General features: G+C 67.9%; 17 protein-coding genes and 2 pseudogenes. 6 read left to right on the top strand and 13 right to left on the bottom strand.

The features are described 5' to 3' along the window. Window positions 1-8: 8 nt before the first annotated feature. From ACN6LB_RS41970 to ACN6LB_RS41920, 11 genes are all read right to left on the bottom strand, one after another. The gene (locus ACN6LB_RS41970) at window positions 9-1,439 is read right to left on the bottom strand and encodes a family 43 glycosylhydrolase (RefSeq protein ID WP_445030485.1); all 1,431 of its coding nucleotides are present in this window, start codon (window positions 1,437-1,439) and stop codon (window positions 9-11) included. Between the two features lie 121 nt (window positions 1,440-1,560). Further along, window positions 1,561-4,176, bottom strand: coding sequence for a family 78 glycoside hydrolase catalytic domain (locus tag ACN6LB_RS41965; RefSeq protein ID WP_445030484.1), 2,616 nt, complete (start codon window positions 4,174-4,176; stop codon window positions 1,561-1,563). Continuing rightward, on the bottom strand, window positions 4,173-4,979 hold the full coding sequence (locus tag ACN6LB_RS41960) for a carbohydrate ABC transporter permease (protein ID WP_445030483.1): 807 nt from the start codon (window positions 4,977-4,979) through the stop codon (window positions 4,173-4,175). Before ACN6LB_RS41960 ends, ACN6LB_RS41965 begins: the two co-directional genes overlap by 4 nt. Window positions 4,980-5,075: 96 nt before the next feature. After that, a complete protein-coding gene (locus ACN6LB_RS41955) occupies window positions 5,076-5,960 on the bottom strand; it encodes a carbohydrate ABC transporter permease (protein WP_445030482.1) in 885 nt (294 codons plus the stop codon). A 50-nt stretch (window positions 5,961-6,010) separates the two neighbouring features. Next, window positions 6,011-7,309, bottom strand: a complete 1,299-nt coding sequence (locus tag ACN6LB_RS41950; RefSeq protein ID WP_445030481.1) for an extracellular solute-binding protein — start codon at window positions 7,307-7,309, stop codon at window positions 6,011-6,013. A gap of 425 nt (window positions 7,310-7,734) precedes the next feature. Then, window positions 7,735-8,733, bottom strand: a complete 999-nt coding sequence (locus ACN6LB_RS41945) for a LacI family DNA-binding transcriptional regulator (protein ID WP_445030480.1) — start codon at window positions 8,731-8,733, stop codon at window positions 7,735-7,737. A gap of 475 nt (window positions 8,734-9,208) precedes the next feature. Next, window positions 9,209-10,585: a hypothetical protein gene (locus ACN6LB_RS41940; RefSeq protein WP_445030479.1), complete on the bottom strand. Its 1,377-nt coding sequence runs from the start codon at window positions 10,583-10,585 to the stop codon at window positions 9,209-9,211. A gap of 6 nt (window positions 10,586-10,591) precedes the next feature. Further along, window positions 10,592-11,365 carry a hypothetical protein gene (locus ACN6LB_RS41935; protein WP_445030478.1) on the bottom strand — a complete coding sequence of 258 codons (774 nt, stop codon included), beginning with the start codon at window positions 11,363-11,365 and terminating at the stop codon, window positions 10,592-10,594. Window positions 11,366-11,381: 16 nt separating this feature from the next. Next, complete coding sequence (locus ACN6LB_RS41930) at window positions 11,382-11,645, bottom strand: ABC transporter permease (protein WP_445030477.1); 264 nt, start codon at window positions 11,643-11,645, stop codon at window positions 11,382-11,384. Window positions 11,646-12,137: 492 nt separating this feature from the next. Continuing rightward, the gene (gene rox, locus ACN6LB_RS41925; RefSeq protein WP_445030476.1) at window positions 12,138-13,739 is read right to left on the bottom strand and encodes a rifampin monooxygenase; all 1,602 of its coding nucleotides are present in this window, start codon (window positions 13,737-13,739) and stop codon (window positions 12,138-12,140) included. A gap of 432 nt (window positions 13,740-14,171) precedes the next feature. Then, window positions 14,172-15,326 carry an FAD-dependent monooxygenase gene (locus tag ACN6LB_RS41920; protein WP_445030475.1) on the bottom strand — a complete coding sequence of 385 codons (1,155 nt, stop codon included), beginning with the start codon at window positions 15,324-15,326 and terminating at the stop codon, window positions 14,172-14,174. An 84-nt stretch (window positions 15,327-15,410) separates the two neighbouring features. On the opposite strand from ACN6LB_RS41920, the gene ACN6LB_RS41915 reads away from it, so the two are divergent. The 3 genes from ACN6LB_RS41915 (at window position 15,411) to ACN6LB_RS41905 (ending at window position 17,658) form a co-directional block, all read left to right on the top strand. Next, entirely contained in the window at window positions 15,411-15,968 is a 558-nt protein-coding gene (locus tag ACN6LB_RS41915) for a TetR/AcrR family transcriptional regulator (RefSeq protein WP_445030474.1), read from the top strand. 267 nt (window positions 15,969-16,235) lie between these two features. After that, window positions 16,236-17,048 (top strand): maleylpyruvate isomerase family mycothiol-dependent enzyme, encoded by an 813-nt coding sequence (locus ACN6LB_RS41910; RefSeq protein ID WP_445030473.1) that lies wholly within the window; start codon window positions 16,236-16,238, stop codon window positions 17,046-17,048. A gap of 166 nt (window positions 17,049-17,214) precedes the next feature. Then, on the top strand, window positions 17,215-17,658 hold the full coding sequence (locus tag ACN6LB_RS41905; protein WP_445030472.1) for a nuclear transport factor 2 family protein: 444 nt from the start codon (window positions 17,215-17,217) through the stop codon (window positions 17,656-17,658). Between the two features lie 33 nt (window positions 17,659-17,691). Here the strand turns inward: ACN6LB_RS41905 and ACN6LB_RS41900 are convergent, their stop codons facing one another. After that, entirely contained in the window at window positions 17,692-18,057 is a 366-nt protein-coding gene (locus ACN6LB_RS41900; RefSeq protein WP_445030471.1) for a hypothetical protein, read from the bottom strand. Between the two features lie 10 nt (window positions 18,058-18,067). On the opposite strand from ACN6LB_RS41900, the pseudogene ACN6LB_RS41895 reads away from it, so the two are divergent. Further along, window positions 18,068-18,385, top strand: a pseudogene (locus tag ACN6LB_RS41895) (IS1380 family transposase); the annotation flags it as partial. Window positions 18,386-18,477: 92 nt separating this feature from the next. Here the strand turns inward: ACN6LB_RS41895 and ACN6LB_RS41890 are convergent. After that, complete coding sequence (locus tag ACN6LB_RS41890) at window positions 18,478-18,921, bottom strand: hypothetical protein (protein WP_445030470.1); 444 nt, start codon at window positions 18,919-18,921, stop codon at window positions 18,478-18,480. Window positions 18,922-19,446: 525 nt separating this feature from the next. On the opposite strand from ACN6LB_RS41890, the gene ACN6LB_RS41885 reads away from it, so the two are divergent. Next, window positions 19,447-20,133 carry an HAD-IA family hydrolase gene (locus ACN6LB_RS41885; protein ID WP_445030469.1) on the top strand — a complete coding sequence of 229 codons (687 nt, stop codon included), beginning with the start codon at window positions 19,447-19,449 and terminating at the stop codon, window positions 20,131-20,133. Between the two features lie 7 nt (window positions 20,134-20,140). Beyond that, window positions 20,141-20,907 (top strand): annotated as a pseudogene (locus ACN6LB_RS41880) (transposase). Window positions 20,908-21,145 lie beyond the last annotated feature (238 nt).

Below are 21,145 nucleotides of genomic sequence, written 5' to 3'. Positions count from 1 at the left end.
GGCGCGCCTCAGACGACCATCCACTGCTGGTTGGTGCCGGCCGTGCAGGACGACTGATCCAGGGCGGCGCCGTTGGCCGTCGACGCCCCGGCGACCTCCAGGCACTTGCCGCTGTTGACGTTGGTGAAGGTGACGTAGCCGCCAACTACCGCAGTCCTCGTCCACAGTTGGTGGAAGGCGCCGGTGCACGTCGACTGGACGGCCACCGCTGCGTCGGCGGTGGAGGCGCCGGAGATCTGCAGGCACTTGCCGCTGTTGACGTTGACGAGCTCGTAGTTGGAGCCGACGGCGGTGGGCACCCAGCGTTGGTTGGCTCCGGAGTTGCAGTTGCCGGAGTTGACCGCTGCCCCGTCCGCCGTGCTCAGGGACCAGACGTCCGCGCACTTGGCGCTGTTGCGGTTCAGCAGGTGGTTGTTCGTGGCGCCGAGCGGACTGGCGATGACCGGCCAGCCGCCCGCGAAGGTCACCTGTCGTATGTCGAGGGTCTCCCGGCCGGAGTTGTCGCCGTCGTAGTAGTGGTAGGCGAGGAATTTGGAGGTGCCGTCGTCGTAGGCGTCGGCGCCGCCGGCGGCCACCTTGGGGTAGGCGCCGGTCAGGACGGTGGTCCCGCCGCCGGAGGCCATGTCGGTGCCGTTCTGGTCGAGGTAGGGGCCCGTGATGCTGGTGGACCGGCCGACCACGGTGTAGTAGGTGCTATTGGTTCCGCTGCAGCAGGTGCCTTTGGAGCCGAAGAGGTAGTAGTAGCCGCCGTTGAGGATGATCGTGGGGTTCTCGATGCCGACGGCGATGTGCCACAGGTTGTTGTCGGTGGTGGACAGCTTGCCGGTGGCCTGGTCCAGGACGTGCATGTAGGTGCCGCTGCCGGTCCAGGAGCCCCAGGAGATGTAGAGCCGGCCGTCGGGGCCCCAGTCGACGTTGGGGTCGATCGGGTAGTTGACGTCCGTGACCATGCCCTGGTCGGTCCAGGGGCCCTCGATGTTCGTGGCGGTGGCCAGGCCCATCACCGCGTTGTTCGTGCCCCAGAGCGAGCCGGCGTAGTACAGGTGGTAGCTGCCGTTGAAGTACTTGATGTCGGGGGCCCAGATGTTCGGCGGGGTGGAGCCGAGTTTGCTGGTGAGCCAGGAGGGGGTCGACTCCCAGACGTTGCCCACCTTGGTCCAGCCGGATGCCGCGGTGCCGCCGCACGTCTTGCGGATGGTGATGGATCCGCTGGGGTTGAGGGAGTCGTGCTCGAAGCCGGTGGAGAAGCCGTAGTAGCAGCTGCCCACCTTGATGACGCTCGGGTCGTGCATGCGCAGGTCACCGCTGAGGGCCTGTGCGGTCGAGGCTGTGACCAGGCCGAGAACGGTCATGAGGGTGACCAGGATGGCGGCGAGGACGGGACGCCCGCGCCGTCTGCGTATGCCGGTGCTGGGCTCTTCGGTGTGATGGTTGGTCACGCGAAACTCCTTTGTATCGCTGTGCTGGTGGCCCGAACGTGCAGTGCGCGTTCGGTCTTCGACTTGTGGTCAGCCCGATCTGTCTCCTGGACGGTGGTCCCGGAGCGTGCCCGGGTGGCAATCACCTGTTGGTCGGGGCGGCGGTGGGTCGCGAAGTGGTGGTCGTCCCGGTCGGCAGGTGGGTCACGGCTCCGTCAGGCCACTCGATCCGTCCTGTCGCTCCGGTGGGCACGGTCGCTTCCACGGTGAGTTCCGATTCCTGCTGCTCCCACCGGATCGCCACGCGGCCGTACGGAGACTCGTGGACTGCGCTCGCCCACGTGATGCCGCCGCCTGGTCGGGGTCGGAAGAGGATGTCGTGGTAACCGGGCGTACTCGCGTTGAGCCCGGCGACCGTGGTGTGCAGCCACTGTGCGACGGCGCCGAGGGCGTAGTGGTTGAAGGAGGTCATCTCGCCCGGATTGACCGTGCCGTCGGGCAGCATGCTGTCCCAGCGCTCCCAGATGGTGGTGGCGTCGTGCCTGAGCGCGTACAACCACGAGGGGCATTCCTGCTGGAGAAGGAGGGCGTAGGCGGTGTCGTCATGTTCTGTGGCGCTCAGTGCGGGTGCCACGAGCGGGGTCCCGATGAATCCGGTCTGGATGGTGTGCCCACCCGAGGCGACCAGTTCGGCCAGACGACGTCCAGCGTCCGCCCGGGCCGCCGCGTCGGGGAGCAGGTCGAAGCGGAGGGCGACGGCGTAGGCGGTCTGGGTGTCGCTGGTCATCAGACCGCTGGGCAGAACGTACTCGTCGGTGAACGCCTGCCGGACTCGTCTGGCGAGTTCCTCGTAGCGCTCTCGGTCGTCCTTGCGCCCCAGGACTTCCGCGGTCCATGCCACATGTCGCAGGGACCAGGCGTAGTACGCGGTGGCGATGAGGTGGCGGTCGGTGCGGCCGGCTCCGGGGTCGTCCGGGGGTGCGAACGGGTCGAGCCAGTCGCCGAGTTGGTAGCCGCGGTTCCACAGGCCCGACTCGTCGGCGAGCTCGGTGATGAGGTCGACCCACCTGCGTGCGCTGTCGTACTGGGCGGCGAGCAGAGCGGTGTCGCCCGAGGCCTGGTAGAGATCCCACGGAGTCAGGGCTACGACGTCGCCCCAGCCGGCGCCGGGTCTGGTCGGGGTCCACTGCGGGCCACCGGGGATGGCGGGCACGTACCAGGGGACGGTTCCGTCGTCGTGCTGTTCGACGGAGACGTCGCGCAGCCAGGAGGCGAGCATGCCATGGCAGTCGTACAGGAAGGCTGCGGTGGGTGCGAAGACCTGGATGTCGCCGGTCCAGCCGAGGCGTTCGTCGCGCTGCGGGCAGTCGGTGGGAATGTCGACGAAGTTGCCGCGCAGGCTCCACACGACGTTCTCGTGGAGCCGGTTGACCTGTTCGTCGGAGCACGCGAACCAGCCGGTCCGTGTCATGTCGGTGTGATGGACACGGGCGACGATGTCGCGGTTCGGGTCGCCGCCGCGCCAGCCTGTGATCTCGGCGTAGCGGAACCCGTGGATGGTGAAGCGCGGTTCCCAGGTTTCGGATCCTGTCCCTGCTAGCACGTACCGGTCGACGGACACGGCATCGCGCAGGGGACGGACGCACAGCTCTCCGTCCTGGAGCACCTCGGCGTGGCGGATGACGACGGTGTGCCCGGCCGGGCCGGCGACAGTGATGCGGACCCTGCCGACGAGGTTCTGCCCGAAGTCCACCAGGAGTCGGTCGGCGTCGAGAGCGGTCACCAGGACGGGGCTGATCTCCTCGGTGCAGCGCACCGGCGGGCCGGTGGGGGCGATCAAGGTCGCCGGATCGCGGGCGACGAGGTCCACCGGTGACCAGTCGGCGTCGTCGAATCCGGGACTCGACCAGCCGGGCAGTTCGTGCCGCGCGTCGTAGGACTCGCCGTCGAGCAGTCCTGAGGAGAGGATCGGCCCCCGGCCGGCACGCCAGGAGGTGTCGGTGGCGATGAGGGTGACGGTTCCGTCGCGGTGGACGATCTCCAGTTGGGCGATGAGGGCGACCCGGTCTCCGTAGAGGTCGGTGTGGCCGCCGCCGAAGCCCAGCCGCCCTCGGTACCAGCCGTCGGCCAGGCAGGCGCCGATGGCGTTGGCTCCGGCACGCAGGTGGTCCGTGACGTCGTGGGTCTGGTAGCGCAGCCGGTGCGTGTAGCTGGTCCATCCGGGCGCGAGCACATGGTCGCCCACCCGGCGGCCATTGATCTCGATCTCGTACAGGCCGTGGGCGGTGACGTAGAGCCGCGCGCGTTCCACGTCGGCTGCACCGACGGCGAACTCCTTGCGCAGCAACGGCGGGCGGCGCTCGGCGTCGGACCGCTCCGGCTCGTTCGGTTCCTCTGGCGCGATCGCGCGCGCCGTCCAGTCCGCCGGCTCCAGCAGTCCCGTCTCCAGACGCAGGGCCGGGCTCCACTCACTGGCGGTGCCGTCTCCCCCACGGACGCGGACGCGTATGTCGGAGCGTTCCCGTGACGTGAGTGGCCGGTGTGGCCAGTCGACGAGCACGGAGTCCTCGGAGGTCACCCAGTCCGTGCGGTGCGTTACGTCGGTCCGGGCGACCTCGATCTGGAACGCCTGCTGCGTCCAGTCGGCGGGCGCGGTGGTCTTCCAGGAGATCCGGGGGGACGACTCGCCGATGCCGAACGGCTCTCGGTGATGTTCCGCGGTCGGCGTGGCGACCATGGGTATCTGCTCGTCGCTCATCCCTTCACCGCTCCGGCGGTCAGGCCCTTGATGATGCGCTGGTTGATCAGCAGGTAGAGCACCAGGGCACCGACGACGTTGATGCTGATCGCGGCGAACAGGGGTCCGTAGGCCGTTTGACCGTACTGACCCGTGAAGTTGAGCAGTCCCACCTGGATGGTGCGCAGGTCGTCGTTGGTGGTGAAGGTGAGCGAGACGAGCAGGTCGTTCCAGATGAAGAAGAACTGCACCAGCGCGACCGTGAAGACGGCGTTGCGGACGACGGGGAATCCGATCCGCCAGAAGGCGGTGAGCATGCCGGCCCCGTCGAGGGTGGCGGCCTCGAAGATCTCGCGGGGCACCGCCCTGAAGTAGGTGGCCATCATGAAGACCGTGAGCGGGAGGCCGACCGCGGTGTAGGTGATGATCAGCGGCCACATCGTCCCGGACAGCCCGCTCTGGAAGTACACCCGGAACAGGGGCAGCAGGATCATCTGGCTGGGCACCATGATGCCCAGCAGGAAGACGAGGAGGACCTGGTGGCGTCCGCGCCAGATCATGACTTCCAGGGCGAAGCCCGCGGCGGTGCCGAGCACGATGATGAGTGCGAGTGAGGGAACCGTGGCAAGGAGGCTGTTGCGGATGTACAGGGCGACGTGCCCGGTCGTCCAGGCGTCGGCGTAGTTGTGGAAGTCCCACTTCCCCGGAAGCGACCAGGCAGGATCGTTGACGAATTCGGACTGGGTCTTGAAGGAGCTGAGCAGCAGCCACAGCAGCGGCGCCACCTCGACGACCACCAGCAGGGTGATGAGCAGGTTCCGCACCAGGCGCCGGACATGCTCACGCCCTCGGACGGGGCCCGACCGGAGTGGGGCCGGAAGTGCCCGCGGCGGTGCCGTCATTGAGTCGGTCATGGGAGTTCAGCCCTTGGTCAGGTCGCGGCGCGAGAAGCGGAAGATGATCAGAGTGACGCCGAGGCAGACGAAGGTGAGCAGCGACGCGATGGTGCTGCCGTAGCCGTAGTCGCCGTAGGAGAACGCGGTGCGGAACATGTAGAGGGTCAGGGGTGTCGTGTCGCTGCCCGGCCCGCCGTTCGTCAGGGCGAGGACCGAGTCGAACACCTTGAGGGTGCCGTTGATGCTGAACACGACCGACGACAGCAGTACGGGCGCGGACAGCGGCAGGACGATGTGCCGGACCAGCCGCCAACCGGTGGCGCCGTCCAACCGCGCCGATTCGAGCGTCTCGTCGGAGATGTCGAGGAGCCCCGCGAAGATGAGGACGCCGTAGAAGCCCATGGAACGCCACACGTCCATGACGACCAGGACGATGAAGGATCCCGTGGCGCTCGCGAACCAGTCGCCGTGGTGGATGCCGAGCCCTTCGACGGCGACGTTGGCCAGGCCGTTCTGCGGCGCGACGGCGAAGAGCTTCTGGAACATCAGGGCTACGGCGACCGTCGGCAGGATCACCGGGAAGAACACCAGCGTACGGACGACCGCTGACGACTTGCGCAGGACGAACACGTAGAGCAGGGCGAGCAGGTAGCCGCAGAGGACCTGCCCGGCGCTGACGGCGATCCCGTACTTGAAGGTGAACCACAGTGCCGAGTGGGCCTGCGGGTCGTGCCAGAGCTTCGAGAAGTTGCCGAACCCGCCGAAGGTGAAGCCCTCGATGACGTTGCCCTTGAAGAAGGTGTATCCGAGGGACCAGCCCATCGGCACCAGCATCACCAGTGTGTACACCAGCAGCGCCGGGCCCAGCAGGACGGCGATGGCACGGCGGTCTCCTAGAACTGAACGCATGTCGGCTCTCTCACGAAGGGTTCGGTACGGGTTTCGGTGGTGCGGGACGGTCAGCCGTTGTCGAGATCGGCCTGGACCTTCTTCATGAAGTCCTTCGCCGAGAGGCTTCCGGTGACGAGCGGTGCGGCGTTCGTCTGACTGGTCTCCGTCGCCTTGGTGTTGAAGAGCGCCTCGAACCACAGCGTGCTGGTCTTGGTCTTGGTGATGGTGTCCTGCACCGTCTGGGTGAGGGGCGGCAGTGTGCCCGTGTCGCCGTTGGGCTTGAACCCGGAGACCGTGCCCTGGTCCTTCAGCGAGGCGGCGCCGTAGTTCTTGGTGATGCAGGAGAGCCAGTTGCCGACTTCGGCGTTGTACGACTTGGCGGAGACGGCGACCGGGAGACCGACGTTGGCCGGGATCTGGTCCGCGCTGCCCTTGCCGCCCGCGACGGTGGGGAACGGCATGAAGCCGACGTTGTCCGCGCCGATCTTGTTCTTGGCCGCGTCGTTGAAGTCGCCGAGCGCCCAGCTGCCCATGTAGAACATCGCGGCCTTGCCGGTCAGGAACTGCTGGGTGGCGGTGTCGTAGTCGATCGAGCCGACGCCCTTGCCGAAGTAGCCGGCCTTGCCCAGGTCGGCGATGGCCTGAGCGGCCTTCACGTATGCGGGGTCGGTCAGCTTCGCCTTGCCGTCCGCCACCGCCTGCAGGGCGCCCGGGCCGAGCTCCCGGTAGAGGTAGCCGCTGACCAGGCGGGTGAGGGGCCAGCCGTCCTTGCCGTCCGCGGAGAACGGGGTGACGCCGGCGCCCTTGAACTTCGCGGCAGCCGCGACCAGTTGGTCGTAACTCGTCGGGACGGCGATGTGGTGGTCGGCGAAGAGCTTCTTGTTGTACCAGATGCCCTCGATGTTGAACTGGTAGGGCATGACGTTGAACTTGCCGTACAGGTTCTCGACGGTCTTGACTGCCGCCGGCTGAAGGTCGTTCCAGACGCCGAGGTCCTTGAGTGTCTTCTCCAGGTCGAGGACCTGCCCGGCCTTGTCCAGGGTCTTGGTGAGCTGCGGCGTGCCTCCCGCCGCGAACTGGACGGGCAGGGCGTTCTGGCCGGCGAGGAGTTGCACCTTCTGGTCGACGTTGCCGATGGGCAGCGTCTGGATCTTCAGCGGGAGAGCCTTGTTCTGCGAGGTGCACGAGCCCTTCCCCAGGGCCGTGAGCTCCTGCTGCACGATGTGGTTGTCGTCGTTGATGGTGAGGGTGAACGCCTTGGCGTCGCTGCCCGAGCTGCTCCCGCCGCCGCAGGCGGTCAGCAGCAGGCTCGCGGCGGCAGCGGTCGACAGGAGGGCGATACGGCGGGATCTGAGGCTCTTGTGCACAGGTGCTCCTCGGCGCGCGGTGCGTTGAAACGCTTCAATTGAGGGGATGCCGGGAACGTACGACCTGCTCTGGGATGTGTCAAGGATCTGTCTCGGATGTTTCCGAACCGCGCCCGAGCACCGCCGGGTAGTCAACGGGAGGCCCGCCGGGAGGCCCTGGCCTCAGCCCGACAAGACAAATACCTGGTCAGCACGGCACACCGGCACGCCGGCGCGACGATCGGCTCCGCGGGCTTGCGCGGACGATCGACTCCGCGGGCTTGCGCGGACGATCGACTCCGCGCCTCTGCGCGGCAACCAGTTCTGCGTCTCGGCGATCGGCTCTGCGCCTCGGCGCGGCGATCAGCTCAGTACGCCGAAGCGGACGAACAGCCCGACGCGGTGGCGCCGACTCCGATGACCGCTCCGTGCGCCTGCGCCGACGATCAGCTGGGCGCGCTCGCTCGGATGATCAGCTCGGGCTCCAGCACGACGGTGACATGCCGGTGCTGCGCGCCCGACGCCACCTCGTCCATCAGCAGCCGGATGGCTTCCTGCCCCATCATCCGGCCGGGCATGTCCACCGCGGTCAGCGGCACCGCCGCTGCGCCCGCCGCGCGGTTGTTCTCGCAGCCGACGATCGCGACCTGGTCGGGCACCCGGATCCCCGCCACGGTGTGGAGCTCGTGGATGATGGCGTTGGCCAGCTCATCCGTGACGACGACGAGGCCGTCCGGAAGCTCGCCGGGGCCCCTCCGTGCGAGATCCTGCCCGACCAGATGCCCATGAGCCGTGGTCAGGCCGACGCTGTCGATCTCCTCAAGGGTGACGCCGGGGCCTGCCTCCTCGACGGCCGCGCGCACTCCCCTGCGCCGGTCACGCACGGGCTGGAAGTCGTCGTGCGCGACCACGTACGCGAGCCTGGTGCGCCCGGCGTCGATGAGATGGCGGGCCGCCAGATATCCGGAATGCTCGTTGTTGACCAGCACCGAGCAGCAAGTACCCGGTTTCGGAGCGTAGTTGAGGAGCACGACCTGACGTCCGTGCGAACGGATGCGCGCGATGCCGGCCGAGGAGTCCTGCATCGGAGCCAGCAATACGCCGGTCACCCGGGACTCGTCGAAGAGGTCCAGGTAATCGTCCTGCAGCGTCATGTCGCACGCGGTGTTCGCCAGCAGCAGGTTCTGACCGATGGCGCGGGCGGCCTCCTGCGCACCGTGCGCCATGTCGATGAACAGGGAGTTCTCGATGTCGGCGAGCACCATGCCGACACTGTTGGTCGAACCCGACACCAGCGAACGAGCCGCGTCGTTGCGCACGAAGCCCAGCCGGTCGATGGCTTCCCGGACGCGTTGCGCCGTCGTGGGGCTCACCTTCGCCGGATGGTTCAGGACGTTGGAGACAGTGCCGACCGAGACGCCCGCGGCGTCGGCGACGTCCTGCATGCTCGGACCGGCATGCCCCGGTACTACTCGCGGACGGGCGGTTGCCACAGCGCTCCTCGACCTCCGGTCTCGTTCGGCCCGGGACCGCACGGCACTCGCAGTGACCAGGCTGTCGCGGACGAGCGCAGAATACCTCAGCCGGTTGAAGCGCTCCAAGACACGCGTGCGACGTCGCCCTCCTATGACGCTAGCGTCTACCGATTTCGTCTGGTCAGAGCGCCGCTTCCGTGCTGCTTCCGGCGTGCCCGCCCGAGGTGGTCCGCCGAAGCGCACGGTCGTACGGTGAAGGCTTCGGTCGCGACAGACGCGGACTGATCTGGGAAATCCCTACGGCCGCTCTTGACGCCCCGTCGGGGGCGTGCGAGTCTCCCACCACCAAGCTGATTGAAACGCATCAATCGGTGGTTCTCCACTGCGCGCGGCACGCCTGCAGACACAGCCCGCCCCCTCCATCACCGTCACCAGCTACGGGTGATCAGGCGGCCCGGTGGAAGAAGAACGGGTCGATGGACGGCGGCACTCGGGTCACGGTGTCCGTACTGAGCAGTTGGTGGGTGGTGAAGTTGGCGTTGCGCTGATATGCCACGCCGACCGGGAAGTTGGCCAGGTCGGGGGTGTTGTTGCCGGAGAAGATCCCGTAGAAGTCCTTCCCGACGGTGATCATCCGCAGGTAGTCGCCGAGGAACGGCAGGTTGGCCCCCGCCGACGGGACGTCGCCCGGAGCCTGGTGCAACACCTGACTCTCCACGGTCGCGAAGCCGTCTCCGGTCAGCTCCAGCACGGTCGACCACTGGTTGTTGGCCAGCTGCTGGTAGAGCAGCCCGACCAGGCCGTCGGAGTTGATCGCCAGCGCCGGGTTCTTGCCGTTGACGATGTCCCGATGTGGCGCGGTCCAGGTCTGCCCGCGGTTCGCCGAGTGCCGGATGTGCAGCACGTAGTCCGTGGGGGCGGCGCCTCCGTGGTTGTCGCACCAGGCGATCCACACGCTGTTGGAGTCGGTCTGGTCGACCGCGATCGCCAGATCAGCCCCGGTGCGCTCCTGGCCCAGGGTCGGCACCCGCACGTTGAACCGCACCCTCAGGCCGCTTTCCACACGCAGGCCGACCTCTCCGTCGCCCGGGTCCAGCAGGTCCTCGAAGGGCTTGTGTCCGATCCCGCCCTTGTCATCGCGGGTCACCACGACGTCGAAGGTGACGACTCGTCCCGTGAAGTCGGTCCAGCGCTGGTACGCGGTGTAGACCGTCCCGTCCGGGTGGACGGCGATCCGGATCGGCGGCCCGTCGTGGATTGTGTCGCTGCGCCGGTCGAGCCTGACGCTCTTGAAGCCGGACTGACCGGCGGCCGTGCGGCCGTTCTCCGCCACATCCACGGTGGCGGGTTGGGGTTCAGCAGAGGCGTCATTGTTGCCGACGTACACCCGGTCGCTGGTGACGCCATTCGCCGCAGCACTGGTGGCGACCACCCACGGCTGGTCCTCGTCGCCCCGGTCGACGATCTCGGCCATCGGAACGGTCGCGGTGACGTCCGGCATCCGCAGGATCTGCAGGTCGCTGGTCTCACCATTGAGAATGCCGGTGTAGAGCGTGCCGCCCTGTCCTCCGAAGCCGACGCTGATGTCCCCGGTGCCACGGCCCCCATTGCCCGGGACGACACTGTTCAGCACCCAGGTGTTCCCGCCGTCGGTCGAGACGTAGATCGGGGCGAACGGGCCGCCCATCGGATCGGGGGTGAAGGCGCTCGCGACCATCTCCCTCGGATTCTCCGGGTTGACCGCGAGGCTGGGCTCACTGTCCAGGCTCCGGTCGCCGCTCAGCGCTCTGGGAGTGATGTTGACGACCTTGATGGTGGACATGTCGACTCACGCCCCTTCCTGCAGCACGGCGAGTTTCTGCACCGGCTGGACGTCGTCGTGGTGGAGCAACCGGAACGGCGCGTACCCGGCCAAGTCGCCCTCCGTCTCGTGCAGGAGCCACAGGGCCTCCTGCCCGGCCTGCGGGTTGGGCACCTCGCGCCAGCGGATGTCCGTGCTGCTCGGGTAGAGGAAGGTGCTCGGTCCGGTCTCGAGGTCGCCGTGTTCGACGATCGAGATTTCGACTGCGGCCCGCCACCAGTGCGGGGCGTGCTCGGAAAGGCCCGCCAGGCCGAGGTCCTCCAGTCCGACCACCGTGCCGACCACGACGGCGTCCGCCTCGGCAGCGTGCGCGGCGATGTCCTGGTTGCGTATCTTGCGCTGCACGGACGAGAAGGGCAGCTCGTCGGCAGAGGTCGCCGCCAGCGAAATGTGCCGCAGGACGGCGCTGACGGGCAGCCGGGCCACCTCGACGACACCCAGGCCGTCGCCGTAGACCATGCCCTCGGTGAAGAATGCGGCCGCGGTTCCGACCTCCATCAGTTCGCCATCGGCCGCCAGTTGGACGGTGACCTCGCCGCCCGCGAGCTGCCGGAAGGCCTCGGGCGCGTGCAGCACCTCGTCCACTCGCACCACAGCCGTCCGTTCGTTGTGGGCCTCGACCGGGATGGCCGCGAGTGACGTGCCGCCGGCCCGGGTGACAGTACCCACGAAGCTCAGCGGGGCCCGCCGGACCAGTTCGGTGAGTTTGTCGTTCGACGGTGCCTGTGTCGTATCCGTCATGACGATCTTCCTTCCCTCACCGCGCGGCGCGGACCGAAGGCGGGTGCGCCCGGCGCCACTCGATCCGGGCACCGAGCAGGCAGATGGCGGTGACGGCGGCCGCCAGTGCGACCACGAGCCACTCCGCCGCGCCGCTACCGGCGTCCGGGTCGAGGCCGAGGAGCGTCTCGATCCACTCCGGCCACACCAGGGTGAGCAGGAACAGCAGTCCGGACAGCCCGCCGAGGGCTGTCTCCAGCCAGAAGCGGGGCCGGACCGGATTCGATTGCTGGAAGGGCATCACTGCGCCTCCCCTTCTCCAACCGCCCGGGCCGCGCCATGACACGGCGCGCGCCGTTTCCGTGCCACCGCGAGGCGGCGGCACGACCCGGCCGGGCCGGCCCGAGTCGGGGGCTACTCCCGTCGGCGCCGCCGGTCGGGGGCGTAGTCGCCACGGGAGGGGATTGCTTCGATCCGCAGCGTCGGAGCTGCGGTGTGGAGTGCGTCCAACGAGGGGTCCGCGGGTCACCCTGCGTGCAGGTCCCTGCGCTGTACGTCTACAAGACACACGTACTTCGTATACGAGTCTGCTCGCACCCGCTGAGCAGGTCAAGGGGCCGCTCGGCCCGCTTCCCGCCTCAGACCCGGCTACCGCATCCCCGGGCGGGGGGACGACCCCACGGGCGTCGTCCCCCTGCCCCGCCGGTGAGGTCACACCAAGGTGATCAGCCAGGCTGAGGTCAGTAAAGCGGTCTGGTGCAGGGCCGGCTGATGCTGCTCCTGCCATCGGAGGTCAGTCGCTACTGGCCGCCCGATACTCCTCACGGCCCTTTCGGTCGCTCGGGCCAGGTGAGTTGGCCGGCCTGCCGAACCAGCGGGAGAGGTGGTCGTCCAGGGCCTGCTGATCGTCGCCGATCCAGGCGACGTGGCCGTCGGGGCGCAGGAGGACGCAGGGAACGTCGAGTGCCGCGGTGGGGTCCGCAAGGTAATCGACTCGGTCTGACCAGCCGCCGACGGTCAGGCGTTCAGTGCGGTCCAGCAGCAGGCCTCGGCCTCGATGCAGCAGACCGTACAGATCGCCGTGTTTCACGTCGATGTCGGGCAGGCGGCGGCCGAGCAGGTCGGGGCCTTCGCCGAAGTCGTAGCGGATACCGATCGCGGTGATCTTCTCGATCAGACGGCGGTTCACCTCGTCGAAGTCCATCAGTTCGGTGAGCAGCCGGCGTACGGCCTGCGGGCCCGGTTCGGTGGACAGCAGTTCCATCTGGGCCCGGGTGTTGTCCAGCACGTCCTCGGCGACCGGATGACGTTCGCCCTGGTAGGTGTCCAGCAGGGTGTCCGGCGCCCAACCGCGGATCTGTGCGGCCAGTTTCCAGCCGAGGTTGAACGCGTCCTGGACGCCCAGGTTGAGACCCTGTCCGCCGGTGGGTGGATGGATGTGTGCTGCATCGCCGGCCAGCAGCACCCGCCCGACCCGATAGCGTTCGGCCAGCCGGGTGGCATCCCCGAAGCGGGACAACCAACGCGGGGAGTGCACCCCGAAATCGGTTCCGGCGATGGCGCGCAGCTGTTGCTTGAAGTCCTTGAGGGTGGGTGGTTCCGCGCGATCGCTGACTCCTGCGGCGGGGACCACGACGCTGTAGACCCCTGCGCCGAAGGGCCTGAGCCAGAATGACTTATGGGTCTTGCCGATTTCGGTCACCTTGGCGGCGATCTCCTCCTGCGGCACACCCACTTCCATCTCGCCCATCAGCGTCTCGGTCCGCGAGGGCTCACCGGGGAAGCCGACGCCGAGCAGCTTGCGCACCGTACTGCGCCCGCCGTCACAGCCGACGAGGTAGCGCGAACGCAGCTGTTCGCCATCGGCCAGCTCGACTGTCACACCCTCGTCGTCCTGCTCGAAGCGGGCCACCGCACAACCGCGCCGGACTTGCGCACCCAGTTGGGTCGCATTTTCTTCAAGCAGGTTGACGATGACCGGCTGTGGGATTCCCAGCAGATAGGCGTGTGCGGAATCCAGGCCCTGGGGTGCGGGTTTGTTGATGGCGGCGAAGAACCCGCCGGCCGGACGCTGCCTTCCGTGTTCGCGAATTCGATCCAGCAGTCCGCGCATGGCCATCAGCTCGAGACTGCGAATGTGCAGACCGACGATGCGGACGAACGACGCCGGCTCGGTTTCCTTCTCCAGTACGAGTACCCGCACACCGTGCAGCCTCAGTTCGGCGGCCAGCATCGCGCCTGTCGGCCCGCACCCGGCAATGATGACGTCGAACTTGAAGGGCGCGCGATCGGCGCCGGAGGCCGGCGACCGAAGTCCGGGGACGTCGCCCACGGTGAAGTCGCGCTCGACCGTATCGTTCGACGACGGTTCGGCGGTGAACTGCGGAGAGTTCATAGGTGTTGCCTTTCGGGAGTGCCCTGTTGTCGAGGCGCTCCCGGCGACACCTACGTCAATCGCCCGACCGTGATGGAAAGGGGGAGCACCCATATCGATACTGCGTTCATGGGTCTCACCTCCTCGGGCGGTGTCGCGGTCCACTGCAAGCTACAAGCCCGCGCATTACCCCGTCCAATCATTTGTCAGCCACGTGATCACGGCTCCGAACGGGCCGTGCGGGTGCAGGGGGACCCGGCGTGGCGGGCGGGCGGGCTGGCTGGCTGGCTGGCTGGCTGGCTGATCACGGTCACGGTCTGCTCCTGGCTGCCCGGAGGCGGGCCGGATCAGAGATAGGAGTCCGCGGGCTCGGGGGCCCGGGGCCTTACCGAACGTCGTCGGCCCCGCCGGGATACCGCCCAATTCGGGTCCGATGGGGCAGGTTCGGTGTCGTCAACGCAGGTGCGGTGGTGTCCAGTCGGCGTGCCGCAGGATGGCGCGGACCATGGCGCGGGAGGGAGCCAGTCGGAGCGCGGTGTTGCGCAGAGCGACGGCCAGGGGGTTGCTGAGCTGCTGGCCCATGCGGCCGGCCTGGCGGGCGGCGCGTGCGACGGACTGGCTGTGGGGGCGGCGCTCGGTGTCGTAATGGGCCAGGGCGGATTCGATAGTGGGCTCGGTGGTGAGTGCGGCGGCCAGTACGACCGCGTCTTCCAGGGCCTGGCAGGCGCCCTGGCCGAGGTTCGGGGTCATGGCGTGCGCCGCGTCACCGAGCAGGACGATGCGGCCCGCGATGAAAGCGGGCAGGGGCGTGGCCAGTTCGTGGATGTCGTGATGCAGGACGGCGTCGGGGTGAGTCGCGTCCAGCAGGGTGGGGATCGGCGCGTGCCAGTCACCGAAGCGGTGGCGCACCTCGGCGAGGGCGTCCGTATGGCGTATGCCGGGCGGCGAGTTGAGGACCGCGTGCCACTCGGCCCGGCCGTCGGCGAACGCGATGTGGCCGAACTCCGCGCCCTTGCCCCAGGTCAGTTCGAAATCCGTGTCCAGCTCGACCGGGCGCTGGGTAATGGCGCGCAGAACGGTCGACCCGCTGTAGACAGGGCCGGGGTGACGGGAGAACAGCTGGGCGCGCAGGCGACTGCCCACTCCGTCGGCCGCCACAACCAGATCTGCCTCAAGTACGCCCTCCCCTGTCGATACCCGCACCCGGCTGGGGTCGGAAGAGTCGACGGAGGTCGCCTCAGCGTCGACCAGGCTCTCGGACGGCAGCGCCGCGCGCAGCAGCCGGTGCAGCGCGGCCCGGGGGATGCCGACAATCGGCGTGCCCAACTCGCGCTCCAGCGCGGCCCCGTCCATCCGGGCCAACCAGCTGCCACCGGGGACTCGGGTGCCCCCGGTGTACTGGGGGCACGCGGCCGCGCGCACCGCTCCGCCGACGCCGAGGATGTCCAGGGCGCGGATGCCGTTGGCGTGCAGGGAGATACCCGCACCCGCGTCACCGAGGACGGGCGCGCGTTCGACGACCGTCACCTCCCAGCCGATCAACCGCAGCCCGATCGCTGCGGCCAGCCCGCCGATGCCTCCGCCGACCACCACCGCACTGCCGCCCATGCCCTGCCCCCTTGTCCACCCCGACGCCCTTCTACAGGTGTAGAAGAAGAATACCTCGCGCCTCTACAGGTGTAGAAAGGGGCCATGCCCACCGACCGACGTACCCTCCTCGCCGATGCGGCCATCGACGTACTCGCCGAGACGGGGATCCGAGGGCTGACCCATCGCGCGGTGGACCGGGCAACGAACCTGCCGCCCGGCACCACTTCCGCCTACTACCGCACCCGCCAGGCACTGCTCACCGCACTGGTCCGGCGGCTTGTCGCACTCGACCAGGCGGAACTCCAGTCCATCGGGGAGCGGACATCAGTGCCGCAGAGCATCGACGAACTGGCGGGTGCGATCGCCGCCTTCATCGAGCTACGACTCAGGGGAGAGGGCCGGCGACGCTCCCTCGCGCGCTATGCCTGCGCCATCGAGAGTGTGCACCACCCCGAACTGCGGGAGATCCTTGTGCCGCGCGAGAACGCAGGACGCCAAGTCGTACGCGACTTCCTGGCCGTGCAAGGCGTATCGGACGCCGAGCAGCGCACCGTCACACTGCTGGCCTGCGTGGACGGATTGGTCTTCGATCGTCTGGTGGGTGGCGGAACGGTCTCGGACCGGGAGATCCGAGGACTGGTGGCGGCGGCGCTGCGTTAGCCCACACCTTCAAGAATCTCGGTCGAGACCGTCGGCCAGTGGGCGACTTTCCTATTCTCCAGGACCAGTTGAGCCCTCAGCAGCGCGGCTGCCCACCTCAGGCCAGTGCGCCTTCCCCCTAGGACGCGTCTGCCTTCCGAGGCCCGTCCGAGCTGAGCAGAACACCTCGCCGCCCGAGGGTGCTCGGCCCGTGCCGCTCACCGCGCCTGCCGCGTCGGCTGTGAAAATTGCTGTCCGGTTGTCGGAACGCGGTGATAAAGAGTCAGTGTGACAACGACACTTGAGTTCGCCGTCCTGCTGCGACTGATCGACGAGCGGTCGACCGCCTTCCGCGCCGCGGTCGCCTCCGCACCCAGCCTCGACGTGCAGGTGCCGACCTGCCCCGAATGGACACTCCTCGATCTGGTGCAGCATCTCGGCGAGAGGCGCCCTTTCTGGGCCGCCACCATCGCGGCAGGGCCTGCCACCGCTCCCCCGGCCACGTCCGCACCGGCGGGTTCCCTGACTGCGCCCCGGGACCGCGAGGCCTTGCTGGCCTGGCTGGCCGCCTCGACGCAGCAGCTACTTGACGCACTGCGTGAGGCCGGCCCGGATCGCGGTTGTTGGACGTGGTGGGGTACGTCGCAGTCGCCGCAGACCTCCGGTGCCGTCGCCCGGCACCAGCTCCAGCTCCAGGAAATCGCGCTGCACACCTACGACGCGCAGATCACCGTGGGTGCCCCGCAGCCGCTGCCGGACAAGGTGGCACTGGACGGTGTCGAAGAGTTCCTGTCCACCTGCTGCGCAACGACAAGTGCCTGGCCGCACAAGCCCGCTGCCGTCGACTTCCACGCCATCGAGGGCCGCTCCTGGCGCCTCTCGGTCTCCGCCGACGGCGCACGGGTCACCCCTGTCCCCGCACCCGGCACCATGCCCGCCACCGCCCTCGACGAGGGCCCGGACGCGGCCACCGCCTCCGTCCAAGGCACGGCCAATGAGCTGGTCCTGGCCCTGTACGGCCGTATTCCGATCGACTCCCTGAAGCTCGACGGCGACCGAGACCTCTTCGACCTGCTCCAGGCCTGGGAACCGGAGGATTAGGACACCGGAGTCGAGGCCGACGCCCTGGCCGTACTCATCGAGCCGTCACCGGGGCTGCGGGACCGCCCGCCAGGGCGCGTATCGACTCATGATCAATCCGCTCGAGAGAACGCGTGACTGGTCGAGCGGACACTAGCTGGATGTACACACTACTTTGGGAGATCTTGTGAGTCTGAGTCCGCGTGAGGTGTTTCTCCGGCTTGTTCACGGCGTCGCCGACGGGAACTTCGACGAGTTGCCCGACCTGTACGGCGAGGTCACCGATGTCCGGCATCCGATGGCGACGCCGGAATCCGAGCCGTTGACGAGTCGGCATGCACTCCAGGAGCACTTCACGGTGCCCCCGGAAGTCCGGGAGTCCTTGCCGAAGAGACGGGTCGTCGACGTCGTGGTTCACGAAACGGCCGATCCTGAAGTGATCGTCGCCGAGTTCGCCTATGAGTTCACGTCGCCGGACGACTCCACGACCAAGGTGCCCTGCGTCTTCGTCATACGTGTCCGGGACGGTCAGATCATCGAGTCACGCGACTACATCGACCCGATCCGTACGTACACGGCACGCGGGGACCTTGACCGCCTCATCGCGTCGTTGCGAAGGGATGTTTCCTGAGGTCTTGGTACTGGAGGCGTCGCTACTCGGGCGCTACCACAACCAGACGTCTGCCCCGTCCGGCCGGTAGCGTTCTCCGTCGTCCAACCGCACCTCACCCATAAGCCGCCGAGCACCCTCCGGCGCCTGACGGTACGGCGTGAGGAGCGATGTCAGTTCGTCGAAGCGGGCATCGACCCCTCCGTTCGCCGGAGGCTCCTCCCTCGCGGCGGCAAAAACCTCGTACCAGACGTAGATCGCCCACACCTCGCGCTCCATCGCCACCGCCGCCTCGCTCGCGGGCCAGACGACGTACTCGTCGGCGGCGGCCGGGTCATAGTCCCAGCCCTCAAAGTAGTGCGGGACACCATTGACGACCGCGGGTCCATGACGCGGCCCGTCATACGGCGGCCTCTGCATCCATGATCACGATCTACGGTCGGCGTACTGGGTAGCCGAACTCGACGGCGACGTCGTCAAGGGCTGGCTGGCGGGTATGCGGCGATCGTCCGTGAGGAACGGCCGCACCTCGGCGCCCAGTTACGTTTCGCAGACGTCGGCGTTCTGCGCATCACCGTGTTCGCCACCAACACGAGGAACACGCTGATCGCCGCACTCGGACTCCGCCATCGCCGGCGCGCCCGCCCCGAGGACCGTATCCCCGCCGCCCGCTCCACCGGCCTGCCCCACCCTGCCCCTCCACGATATCGCACACCATCAGATCTGCCTGAAGATCGTCCAGATCGCCCAGGTCCTGCCGCCTGCATGCCGAGCTCGCGCTGACCGGCGCGTGTTCGTCGGCGAGGTGCCGGTGCTTCAAGGCTGCGCGACGGTGAGTCGTCAGGCGGACGGCAGGGCCGCCTGGGTCCCGCCCGTCGTCACGGCAACCGTGCGAAGCAAGGGGAACAAGAACGCAACGACGAACAAACCGAAGAAAGTGATGGGCAACAGAGGCAGCAGCTGCGCAGGATCTTCCCGCAGCCAGTGCCGGTTGCCCCACCAATTCCCGAAGACGTCCGTCACCATCACGGCGCTCGCCAGCCAGACCCCTTCTCGCCGCACGAGTCCCACCAGCACGGCCACCAGCGGATCGAGAATCGCCAAGCTGACAAAGAACACCCGCAGGGGAACCTGAGGAAACGACGCATAGGCATGGATGCCGTCACGGGCCAGATAGAAAATGTGGACGCAGGATCCTTCGAAGAATCCGATCACATACGCCGTGAGAACCCATCTCACCCACAACGCCTGCCCGCCCCAACGTTCCCGCAGCTCAATCCCCACCGGGTCACCCTAGAGGTTCGGCGTGGGCGAGGCATCAAAGGCGGTTCCTCAGTCGCCGACGACCTCGCTTGTGGAGGCGCGGGCGGCGGCCTCGTCGACGAGGTTCTTGCCGGTGGCAATGGCGACGACGAGTGCCTGCAGTGTCGCTGAACAGGGAGCCTCGCCGCGTGCGATTGCGCTTGCCCCCCACCGCCGTCCAGCTCGACACCACCGCCCCGCCGCCGGCGCCTCAAGTTCGCCCGCCACTGGCCTGGGACCGATGCGACCACCGACGCGATCCAACGACTGGCAACCCTTCCCAACTTCGGCTGACCACAACGTTCTTGTCCCTACGGACAGCCCCCACCGGAGGGAGCCGTTGAACCCGGCGCGCACTCGACGCAACAGTCGGGCTCGCCGTCACGCCCAATAACACTGGCGAACACAGATCGGCCGCCAGCAAGAGCTGACGGCCAATCACGATAGGCCGAAGCTAAGACTTCTCCCGCAAATCGCCTGCTCAGGGCCTGATGGCATGATCTAAGCGTGATCAGTGAACCCGGCCGTCCTGGTGCGACAAGGTATGTCCTGTTTGATGTCGATGGCACGTTGATCAATGCCGTGGACAATCAGCGCCTGGTGTGGCGCACGTGGGCAGAGCGATACGGCCTGGAACCCGACGAGGTTTACCGGGTGGCGCTGCGGACGAGGCCCATGGAGACGTTTGCGCAGGTTGCCCCGGACCAGGACCCCCGGGAGTGCCTGGCCGCACTGCACGAGCTGGAGGACGAGGACGTCCGTTCCGGCACCTATACAGCCTTCGGCGGCGCCTCGGAGCTGCTCAATGCCCTGCCGCCCGGGGCCTGGGCGCTGGTGACCTCGAACTATGAGCACCGGGTGCGTGGACGTTTCACGCGGACAGGCTTGCCGGTCCCGAAGGTTGTCGTGGACGCGGCTGCTGTAGAGGAAGGTAAGCCGTCGCCGGTGCCGTATCTGCAGGCCGCCGCGCGACTTGGCGCCCGACCGGAGGACTGCCTGGTCATAGAGGACGCCCCTTCCGGGGTGCAGTCCGGCCTGAGTGCCGGGATGACGGTGTGGGGCGTCAACACCCCTGAAGCGATAGACGGTGTGCATCGCCACTTCGGCAGCCTCGGCGAAGCGGTCCGCGACATCCTCGCCTTTGCGTCCGGGCCCCACCCTCATCGGCTGGAGGGATCAGCCACAGTGGAATGACCCTGCTGTGGCTGGTGTGATCACGGCGTTGGAGCCGCCCTGGATGGTCCCGTTCACCGGGCTGAGCCCGCGCCAGTTCATGAAACCGGTGACAGCGCTGCGTCGCGCGGGGAGCGATGCCACCCGCCGGGCAAGGCCGTGGAGCCTGCCCCTGGTAGACAGGACGCTGCTCGTCACGGCGTACTGGCGCACGAACTTGACGATGCGCCAACTCGTCCCGCTGTTCGGTATCTCCAAGTCCGCCGCCGACCGCATCATCGATCACCTCGGTCCGATCCTGGCACTGCAGCCCCGGCGCCGCTTCGCCAGAGATGCCGTACTCATCGTGGACGGCACCCTGGTCCCCACCCGCGACCACCCGATCGCCCAACAGTCCAAGAACTCCCAGTACTCCACCAACCACCAGGTCGTCATCGACGCCGACACTCGCCGGGTCGTGGTAGTCGGTCGGCCCCTGCCGGGCAACCGCAACGGCTGCAAGGCGTGAGGGCAATCCGGCGCCAAAGCCGCCGTAGGAAAGACGATGATGATCGCCCACGGCGGCTATCCGGGCACCTGGCTCGTCATGCCCCACCGCCGCAGCCAGGGCCAGGAACTCCCCGACTGGAAACAGGAGCACACCCGCTCCCACGAACAGGTCCGCGCCCGCATCGAGCACACCTTCGCCCGCATGAAGGCCTGGAGGGTCCTCCGCCCCTTCGCCTCAAGGGCGATGGCGTCCACCACGCCATGCTCGGCATCGCCCGCCTGCACAACCTCCACCTCGCCGGATGAACGAGCGGGCCCTCAGCGGCCGCCCATCTCAATCGACTCGAAGATCCTTTTCCGGGACAAGCCTCAGGCGGCGGGGTCGGGGGCCTGCTGCAGCTGGGCAAGGGCCTCGGCAAGAATCCGCCAGATCTCCGCAGCCAAATCGATATTGGCATCCGCCTGCGCCCGCTCCGCCAACACCCGCAAACCCTCCGCCCCCGACGCATCCCCCGCCAAGATCCGCAACCGATACCGCAGGATG

The sequence above is a fragment of the Streptomyces sp. SAS_270 genome, assembly GCF_052543295.1.
The sequence above is the reverse complement of the archived record's forward strand: the minus strand, read 5'-3'. Positions and strand labels throughout refer to the sequence as shown.